Origin of the sequence: Actinocrinis sp. (assembly GCF_035946395.1) — a bacterium.
In the GTDB taxonomy this organism is placed as follows: Bacteria; Actinomycetota; Actinomycetes; order Streptomycetales; family Catenulisporaceae; genus Actinocrinis.
The window spans coordinates 22,184-29,082 of sequence record NZ_DASYZI010000104.1; the positions used below are offsets into that span (position 1 = coordinate 22,184).

Below are 6,899 nucleotides of genomic sequence, written 5' to 3' on the forward strand. Positions count from 1 at the left end.
CGAAAGGAACCATCCCGCATGACGACCACTCCGGACGTCCAGCCCGGCGAGATCATGGCCCGCGAGATGGCCGAGCAGCCCGCCGTTCTACAGCGTGTCCTGGACGAGGGACTGCCCGCGATCCGCGAGGTGGCCGCCGAGATCGGCCGCCGCAAGCCGCGCTTCGTGCTGCTGACCGCCCGCGGCACCAGCGACAACGCCGCCTACTACGCCAAGTACCTGATCGAGGTGGCGCTCGGCCTGCCGGCCGGGCTGACCTCGATGTCCACCGCGACCGCGTACGGCGCCCGGCCCGACTTCTCCGACGTGCTCTCGATCACCGTCTCGCAGTCCGGCGGCTCGCCCGACCTGGTCGCGTACACCGAGATGGCGAAGTCCGCCGGGGCGCTGACGCTGGCGGTGACGAACGTGGCGGGCTCGCCGGTAAACCGGGCCAGCGAGCTGGCCCTGGACGTGCTTGCCGGGCCGGAGAAGGCGCTGCCCGCGACCAAGACCTACACCGCCGAGCTGCTGACCCTCTACCTGCTCGTCGACGCGGTGCGCGGCGGCGACGGCTCGACGGCCGCCGGGCTGCCGGAGCTGGCCGCCTCGATCCGGGAGCGGCGCGACGAGGTGGTCAAGCTGGCGGAACGCTACCGCTTCGCCTCCCGTCTGGTGATCACCTCGCGCGGCTACGGCTACCCGACCGCCCGCGAGGCCGCGCTGAAGGTGATGGAGACCTCGTATCTGCCCGCGCACGCGTTCTCCGGCGCGGACCTGCTGCACGGCCCGTTGGCGATGGTGGACAACGTCTCCCCGGTCATCGCCATCGCCTCGGCGGGCGCGGGCGGCAAGGCCCTGGAGCCCGTTCTGGGCCGTCTGCGCGAGCGGGGTGCGGACCTGGTCGTGGTCGGCTCTCCCGAGCACGTGGCGGGCGCCTCGGCGGGCTTCGCGCTGCCCTCCGGGATCGCCGAGGAGGTCGCCCCGATCCTGGAGATCCTGCCGCTGCAACAGCTCGCGTACGAGGTCACCGTGGCCCGCGGGCTGAACCCGGACGCCCCGCGTGCCCTGGCCAAGGTCACCGAGACGAAGTAGAAGCAGCCGCACAAGCACAGGGGCTCCGTTCCGCCTACCTCGCGGAACGGAGCCCCTGTTGATTCTCTGCGGTCACTACTTCACAGCGGTTGCTACTTCACGACAGCGTCCGGCTCGTCCGCCGGGTAACCCTGGACGGGCACCCCGGCGGGGGCCGTGGCGCGGCGGCCCAGGGCACTCGGCCACCAGATCCACCGGTTCAGGTCCATCGCCAGGGCGGTGACCAGGATCGAGCGGACGATGAAGGTGTCGAGCAGGACGCCGAGCGAGACGGTGAACCCGATCTCGGCGAAGCCGACCACCGGCAGCGTGCCCAGCACGCCGAAGGTGCCGGCCAGGATCATGCCGGCCGAGGTGATCACGCCGCCGGTCGCGGCCAGGCCGACCAGCGCGCCGCGTTTGGTGCCGACCTTGACCGCCTCCTCGCGGATGCGGGTCATCAGGAAGATGTTGTAGTCGATCCCGAGCGCCACCAGGAAGACGAAGCTGAGCAGCGGATATGCCGCGTCCTCGCCGCTGAAGTGGAACACGTCGTTGAACATGATGCTGCTCAGGCCCAGCGAGGCGCCGAACGAGAGCACCACGGTGGCGATCAGCACCAGCGGTGCGACCAGCGCTCTCAGCAGCAGGCCGAGGATCACCAGCACCACCAGAAGGATCAGCGGAATGATGATCTTGTCATCGTGCTGCGACGCCCGTTCGGTGTCCAACTGCACGGCCGTGTTACCGCCGACGATCGCGTCCGCACCCTGGACGGCGTGTACGTTCGTGCGTACCGCGTCGATGGTGTCCTTCGCGGCCTGACTGTCCGGCGCGGGACCGAGGTCGCCTTGTAGGTAGGCGTAGCCGTTCTTGATGATCGCGTCCTCCACGCCGACGATGCCCGGCGTGGTGTTCAGCGCATTGTCCACCTGTGCGGCATACGCGTCCTTGGTGATGACGATGACCGGGCTTCCGGCACCCGCCGGGAAGTGCTTGGCCACCACCTGCTGGCCGACGATCGATGCCGGGGTGTTGGTGAACAGGCCCGCGTTGGACAGGCCGTCCGCCTTGAGGCCGGTGATCCCGACGGCGAGCGCGCCGAGGATGAGCACCGTGCCGACCCAGACGGTCCGCGAGCGCTTGCCGATGCCGCCGCCGATCCGCGCCCACAGGCCCGTGGCGGTCGGGTCCGCGGTGCCCACCGCCGGGCGCACCGGCCAGAAGATCCACCGGCCGAAGATGGTCAGCAGCGCGGGCAGCAGGGTGACCATCGCCAGCAGGGCCACGATGACGCCGACCGCGCAGACCGGCCCGAGGCCGCTGGTCGAGTTCATCTCGGCGGCGGTCAGGCAGAGCATCCCGACGCCGACGGTGGCCGCCGAGGCGATGATCGCGGGGCCGGCGCGGTGCAGGGCGATCGCCATCGCCTCGTGCCGGTCCGCGTGCCTTCGCAGTTCCTCGCGATAGCGCGCGATCAGCAGCAGCGCGTAGTCCGTGCCCGCGCCCATCACGAGCACCAGCAGGATGCCCGCGCTCTGCGCGTTGACCGTCAGGCCGTGCCGGGCCAGCAGGTAGACGACGCCCTCGGCGACGCTCAGTGCGAGACCGGCGGACATCAGCGGCAGTAACCACAGGATCGGGCTGCGGTAGGTGAGCAGCAGCAGTCCCACGACGACCGCGATCGTCGAGTACAGCAGCACCCCGTCGATGCCGCTGAACGCCCCGGCCTCGTCCGCGCCGATGCCGCCTGGACCGGTCACGTAGGCGCTCAGTCCCGGATCGCCGGAGGCGGCCTGCGCCTTGATGGCGTTGACCGCGGGCGTCAGATCGTTCCATCCGCTGCTGTTGCCGAGGTCGATCTGGATGATCGTCTCGATCGCCTTGCCGTCCTTCGACGGGATCGGTCCGACGATCTGGTGGGTGGCGTGCGGCGCATTGACGAAGGCGCCGGCGTCGGCCCTGGCCTTCGTCAGGTCGGCGGGTGTGACACCGCTCGCACGCTCATAGACCACCACGGTGGGCACCAGCCCGGTGGACTGGAACTGGCCGCTCAGGTTCAGCACCTGGGTGGACTCGGCGCTGCCGGGCAGCCAGCTGGACGCCTGGTTGTCCTCGGCCCCGTTGAGCTTGCCGGCCAGCGAGCCCAGGGCCAGCAGCAGCACGACCCAGACCCCGAGCACCACCCACTTGCCGACACGGCCGCCCGGGAAGCGCGCGAGCGCATTCCCCGCCCGTTGCAGTGCGTTCATCTCGTGTACCCTCCCATAAACGCGATACATCGCAACTGGGAAACACGATGTATCGCGAGTGGGGGCGCTGTCAAGCGCGCTGCCGACGATCGCCCCATATCGACCCGAAAACCCGATTCGCCCGATTGCGCCAAAGGCCCCGATTGCGCCGAAAGCGCGGTGGCGCCTCATCCTTGAGGAATCCCAAGCCCCGCGTCCATCGATTTAGATTCGATGGCAGTGGCGATTGTCCCAGAGCGGGGCGACGTATGTGACGGCGGGGTGGCCAGTCTCGGCGGCGGTTCGGCTGGTGCCCCACGCCGGAGGTTCGCCGCAGAAATCGGTCCCACGCGGTTGATCAAACACAGTCCGCCTGGCCGCGTTGCCGCAGTGCCCTCAAACAGCAGTGCCCTCAAACAACCGAGTTTGAGGGCGCCGCGCCGCCTTGCCGACCGGGTGCGGATGACCGGTTTCCTATGCGGCGGACTTCCGGCGCGGGACGCTGAGAACGACTGAGGGTTGGTGGCCGACGGTGTTGTTCATGCGGCTGGCGCCGCGTGGGCTTGTGGGTCGGGGGCCGAGCGTGGCGAGGTGGGGGAGGGAGTCGCAGTGCCGCGCGGCGTCAGCCGCATGAACAATACCGCGCGGCGACCGACGACGCGGCGACCTATGACAACGTGGCCAGGCGACGGCTATCGGCACGCAAGCCCGGCCACCAATCCTCGGTCGCTCGTAGGACGCTCCTCGTATGTGGACCCGCAGGCGGCGGACGGAAGACCCTCAGCTTCCGTCCGCGCCTGCGGTCCCTTTATGACGCTCCGGCTGGCGGAGCATTGTCGCCGGGCGATACCGGGCGGATGGTGCGGGCATCCGTCTGGGGCGCCGGCGCGGGCCGCTGCGGGCGGCCGTGTCGAGTCAGGGCGACACGGCGAATGATTCCCGCGCGGCGGGCAGGACGGCGGTCGCCGTGGCGGGCGCCTGTGCCTCCCTGCCGTCCACCCACGTGCGGCGCGGGTGGAAGTCATCGGACCACCAGACCAGGTCGGCGCGCGCGCCGACCGCGATCCGGCCGACGTCGTGCCGGCCGAGCGCGTCCGCCGGCACCCGGCTGGCCGCCTCGACCACCTGGGCCACGGGTAGGCCCAGGGAGATCATGTTGCGCACCGCCTGATCCAGCGTCAGCGCGGAACCCGCGATGGTCCCGTCGGCGTTGCGCGGAACCCCGTCCTCGCTGAGCACCACCGGGATGCCCGACAGTTCGTATTCGCCCGGCGGCATGCCCGCCGCCGCGATCGCGTCGGTCACCAGCACGACCCGGCCCCGCGCGCCCTTCCAGATCAGGCCGCAGATCTCCGGCGCCACGTGGTGCAGGTCGGCGATCAGCCCGCAGTAGAAGCGGCGGTCGGCCATCGTCGCGCCGGGTACGCCCGGCTCACGGTGCGCAAGGCCGCGCTGCGCATTGAAGATGTGCGTCACCAGCGTCGCTCCGGCATCGGCCGCAGCGGTGATCTGGGCCGCGAGCGCGTCGGTGTGACCCACTGACACGCGGATACCGGCCGCGGTCAGGCGGTGTACCGCGTCAATTGCGCCGGGTAGCTCGGGCGCGAGCGTGACCATCGTCAGGATTTCCCGGCCCGGCGCGTTGAGCAGCCGATCGATCGCCTCAGCGGTCGGCTCGGCGAGGTAACGCTTCTCGTGCACACCGTGCCGCACGGGAGAGAGGAACGGGCCCTCCAGGTGCACGCCGAGGATCCTGGCGCTGCCGGTGTCGGCCTGCCGCTGGCGCGCCTCGATCGCGGTCTGGAGTCCGGAGACCAGCGCACCGAGCGGCGCGGTGATGTACGTGGGCTGAAACGACGTCACCCCGGTGCCGGTCAGCGCGCTGGCCACCCGATCCCAGCCGTCGTCGTCGGCGGCGCAGAAGTCGACCCCGAACGCGCCGTTGATCTGGATGTCCACCAGGCCCGCGGTCAGTATTCCGTCCGGCAGCGCCACGTCGGCGGGGGCACTCCGGGGCGCGTCGTGATGATGACGCACCTCGCGGATCACTCCGTCCTGCACGGCGATGGTGACCGGACCGGTCAATCTTCCGTCCACGACCGCTCGGGGCGCCGAGATGGTGGGCACGCGACGACTCCTCCTGCGGTGCACGGACTAGCGGGCTGGGACAGCCGGTCTGCGCCGCGGTTCGGCGAGCCGTCCACGATTGTGGACTAGACCAATCTCGGTTGTCCAGACCTCTCGGGGTATTGGTCTGGACCACACACCCCGGCAGCCGCCGGATGGCACTCAGGAGGCACCCAAAGGGCACCCGGAAGGTGCCTGAAAGGCACTCAGACGTATGTCAGGCAGTCCCTCCGACACGCGCCGCCACCGCGTGTAACGCTCCGGCAGCCACCTTCAGGTCGCTGTCGGTCAGGTCGGCGCGGGCCGTGAGCCGCAGCCGGGAGACACCGTCCGGTACCGACGGCGGCCGGAAGCAGCCGACCGCGGCGCCGTGCTCGGCGCACACTCCCGCCAGCTCCACGGCCGAGTCCGGGTCGCCGACCAGCACCGACGTCACCGCGCCGACCGGAACGGTGGCGGTCAGGCCCGCGGCGAGCGCGAGTTCGTGCAAGGCGCGAGCCCTGTCGCGCACTCGTTGCGCCAGCTCGGGCTGCGCGCGCAGGACGCGCAGCGCCTCGGCCGCCGCGCCGACCGACGCCGGAGCGAGTCCGGTGTCGAAGATGAAGGGGCGCGCGGTGTCCACCAGGTGTTCCATCACGGCCCGCCCGCCCAGCGCCGCGCCGCCCTGCGCCCCGAGCGACTTTGAGAGCGTGGCGGTCATGACCACTTCCGGAGCGCCGGCGAGCCCCGCGGCGTGCACGGCCCCCTGCCCGCCGTCGCCGAACACACCCACGCCGTGCGCCTCGTCCACGATCAGCGCCGCGCCGTGCGCGCGGCAGGCCTCGGCCAGATCCGCCAGCGGCGCGACGTCCCCGTCCACCGAGAACACGGCGTCCGTCACCACGTACGCCCGCTCCTCGGTCCGCTCAGCCAGCGCCCGCGCGACCTCGTCGACCGCGCAGTGCCCGACGATCTGCACTCGCGCCCTGGACAACCGGCATCCGTCGATCAGCGAAGCGTGGTTCAACGCGTCCGAGACGATCAGATCACCGCGCCCCGCCAGCGCCGTGATCACCCCGAGATTCGCCAGATAACCCGACGAGAAGACCAGCCCCGCCTCGGCGCCGACGAACTGCGCCAGGTCGCGCTCCAGCTCCGCGTGCGCCCGGGTCGTTCCGGTCACCAGGCGAGAGCCGGTCGACCCGCCGCCCCAGGTGTGCGCGGCTTCGGCGGCCGCCGCGGCGACCCGCGGATCGCGAGCCAGCCCGAGGTAGTCGTTGCCCGCGATATCGACCAGCCCGGTGCGCGCCTCGCGCGGCCGCAGCAGCCGCCGCAGCCCCGCCGCCTCGCGTTTGCGCGCGTGCTCGTCCAGCCAGTCCAGGGGTGAACTCATGGTCATCATCCGTTCCAGGCCAGCCCAAACGGGTACGCCTGGGATACTGGGCCAATGCCGTCCATGAACGATCTGGTACGTGCCCACACCACGCTCGACGCCCGAGACCTGGAGTG

4 protein-coding genes are annotated in these 6,899 nt (G+C 70.9%); 1 reads left to right on the forward strand and 3 read right to left on the reverse strand.

The window, feature by feature from the left end; genetic code table 11:
* The first annotated feature begins 18 nt into the window (after positions 1-18).
* On the forward strand, positions 19-1,074 hold the full coding sequence (locus tag VGS97_RS06990) for an SIS domain-containing protein (protein WP_326852418.1): 1,056 nt from the start codon (positions 19-21) through the stop codon (positions 1,072-1,074).
* Positions 1,075-1,166: 92 nt separating this feature from the next.
* Here VGS97_RS06990 and VGS97_RS06995 read toward each other — a convergent pair whose 3' ends face one another.
* The 3 genes from VGS97_RS06995 to VGS97_RS07005 all read right to left on the reverse strand — a co-directional run bounded on the left by VGS97_RS06995 (position 1,167) and on the right by VGS97_RS07005 (position 6,783).
* On the reverse strand, positions 1,167-3,305 hold the full coding sequence (locus VGS97_RS06995) for an MMPL family transporter (protein WP_326852419.1): 2,139 nt from the start codon (positions 3,303-3,305) through the stop codon (positions 1,167-1,169).
* Positions 3,306-4,199: 894 nt separating this feature from the next.
* Positions 4,200-5,411, reverse strand: a complete 1,212-nt coding sequence (gene nagA, locus VGS97_RS07000; protein WP_326852420.1) for an N-acetylglucosamine-6-phosphate deacetylase — start codon at positions 5,409-5,411, stop codon at positions 4,200-4,202.
* Positions 5,412-5,628: 217 nt separating this feature from the next.
* Entirely contained in the window at positions 5,629-6,783 is a 1,155-nt protein-coding gene (locus VGS97_RS07005; RefSeq protein WP_326852421.1) for an 8-amino-7-oxononanoate synthase, read from the reverse strand.
* Between the last annotated feature and the right edge of the window lie 116 nt (positions 6,784-6,899).

Excerpts from the sequence above, each read along its gene's own strand:
- VGS97_RS06995 (WP_326852419.1), bottom strand. The coding sequence starts at position 3,305 with ATGAACGCACTGCAACGGGCGGGGAATGCGCTCGCGCGCTTCCCGGGC.
- VGS97_RS06990 (WP_326852418.1), top strand. The coding sequence starts at position 19 with ATGACGACCACTCCGGACGTCCAGCCCGGCGAGATCATGGCCCGCGAG.
- VGS97_RS07005 (WP_326852421.1), bottom strand. The coding sequence starts at position 6,783 with ATGAGTTCACCCCTGGACTGGCTGGACGAGCACGCGCGCAAACGCGAG.